Consider the following 2,603-nt stretch of genomic DNA (forward strand, 5'->3'; position numbering starts at 1 on the left):
AGAAGTTCCTCTATAACAGTGGCATCTTCATTTAGGCCTTCATGTTTTTGATCATAATAACCTATTTTTATTCTTTCTCCCCAAAGAATTTTCCCATCATCTTTGCTTTCTAAATTATTTAGTATTCTGAGTATAGTTGATTTCCCCACACCGTTTTTTCCGATAAGGCCTATTCTGTCTCCCCTATACACTTCCATGTTTACATCTCTGAAGATCTCCTGTCCATCAAAGCTCTTGGAAAGATTTTCTATCTTCACCACTCTGTCTGTACTCACATTCTCCACTTGAAATTTCAGCTTCATCTTTCTTATGCTGACAACAGGATCGTCCATCTTTTCCATTCTGTCCAGGATTTTCTCCCGGCCTCTGGCCTGCTTTGACTTGACTCCGGCCTTGTAACGCCTTATAAACTCCTCAGTTTTTTTTATCTTATCCTGCTCTTTTTCATAGGATTTTATTGCCCCTGTGAGATAGGCTTCCTTTTGTATAGTGTAGTCTGTAAAATTGCCCCTGTAGATATTTACCGTCTTTTTCTCCAGTTCATAAACCTTATTTATAACGTTATCCAGAAAGTATCTGTCATGGGATATCAGTATAAAAGCTTTATTATAATCTTTCAAGAATTTCTCGAGCCATTCTATGGCATTTAGATCCAGGTGGTTTGTAGGCTCATCAAGTATGAGTAGTTCAGGTTCTTCAAGAAGTATTTTTCCAAGGGCTATCCTTGACTGCTGTCCTCCAGAAAGATCTCCTATGACGTTTTTCCAAAGGCTCTCTGGAAAATTAAGTCCTGTAAGAATTTGTTTTACCTTATACTCTATGGAATATCCCTCTTCCTGTTCGTATTTTGTAGATAATTCCGCAAGCTCTTCCATTATTTCGTCAAAGTTATCAAGGTCTACAGCCAGCTTTTCATTGAGCTCCTGTATTCTTTCATAATCTTGCTTCAGGTATGAAAATACCGACATCAGCTCGTCGAAAACCCTGTTTTCTTTGTTGAGATCAAAATTCTGGGAAAGGTATCCTATTTTGAGTCCGCCTTTTTTTGAGATGGTTCCCTGGATTTTGGTATCCTCGTCAATATCATGGTACTCCTCTTCAAGGAGGATCTTTACCAGAGTGGTTTTCCCGGCACCGTTCAGCCCCACCAGTCCGATCTTGTCCTTTTCATCTATTGAAAAACTTATATTTTTAAGGAGGGTTTCTCCTGAAAAACTTTTATGTACATTGTTTATCTGCAATACAGCCATCTATTTTTCTCCTAACTTTTATAGGTTTTCATTCTTTGAAAGTATATCATAAATTATCATCTGCTCCAAGTTTTTGAATAGTATTGCTTAACTCTAAAAAGGATAATACTTAAGAATTATAAAAGGGAGCTTGCGCTCCCTAGATTATCTCTTTTCTTATTTTTAGATTCATTGATATCCCCAGCCCTAATATAGCCCAAAATGTCGGTGCCACCGAGACTGCGCTGTCATTAAACATTCCTGTCATGAGATATCCTATGACTGCCAGACTGCAACCAACTCCTACAATTTCATATATATTTTCATAACTGCTGTTAAAATAAATCCTCAAGGAGTCCAAACAGTAGGAGATCACCAGGAGAAGAAATCCAAAAAGTGAGATCCAACCTGTGTTTATACCTATCTGAAGGTAGAGGTTGTGAGGCTTGGACACAAACATATAGGGGTTTCCCCAAGACACCGTTTTCCCGAAGTAATCATTCTGAGGAAAGATTATCGGGTAGGTATCAGGACCGAAACCGAAAAATCCTGATTTCTTCAAAATCGGCAGACTTCTCGACCATATATAAACCCTCGCTGAAGCTTTTCTCTGATATCTGTCCCACTTTTCCATTCTGTCTGGAGTTATTATCTCCTCAGGATTTCTAGACCACCCAATGGTTTTAAAAACTTCATTTTGAATAACCAAAGGGAATTTCACCTCATCATAATGAAGTTCCACGATTCCGTTCCCTTTGGTTTCAAAGGAATACTTGCTGAATCCAGAATCTTCCAAACTTATTATGTTGCCATTCAACTTTGTAGGTATAGGAGTCTTATCCTCTCTGTAAAATGATAAATTTTTTTCTTCAGATTTTAATACCAGTTTATCGTCATAAGAGGTTATTTCAAGAGTATCCCCTATACTCCTGACCTCTCTCAGATTGACCTTTTTGTTCAGTTCAAGATTCTCTATATTGTCCCCCACCGCCCCAGAGGACAGCAGATTCAAGGTTAAAAATACCGCTCCTGTAATGATAGGTATTTCCACGAGAAATATCTTTCTCTTCCATATCTCTCTTCTGCAGAGGACCAGAAATATGAAAAAAGATGCTATAGAGGCGTAAATCCCGGCCCTAGATCTACCGGCTAAAAGCAGGGCAAGGTTTGCAGAATAGAAAAAAATAAAAATATACCTTGTAAACCTGTCTTTAGATTTTAATATCAAAGGAAGAAGAAACATAAAAATCATAACTGCATAGGATCCGGTATAATTTGAATTTCCAAGAGTCGCTTTCACATTATGAAATTTAGGAGAAAACTTGATCACCTGAGCCATACTGATATACCCTTCTGGATATGCCACTTTTCCCA

2 protein-coding genes are annotated in these 2,603 nt (G+C 37.9%); both read right to left on the reverse strand.

Features of this window, described 5'->3' with window-relative positions; all coding sequences use genetic code 11:
* Positions 1-1,250: ABC-F family ATP-binding cassette domain-containing protein (locus ABZA26_RS12280; protein WP_372714803.1), on the reverse strand; the 1,250-nt coding region annotated here is incomplete at its 3' end.
* A gap of 139 nt (positions 1,251-1,389) precedes the next feature.
* The coding region (locus ABZA26_RS12285; protein ID WP_372714804.1) for an O-antigen ligase family protein at positions 1,390-2,603 on the reverse strand (1,214 nt) is incomplete at its 5' end.

It is taken from the genome of Ilyobacter sp. (assembly GCF_041583315.1).
Classification (GTDB): domain Bacteria; phylum Fusobacteriota; class Fusobacteriia; order Fusobacteriales; family Fusobacteriaceae; genus Ilyobacter.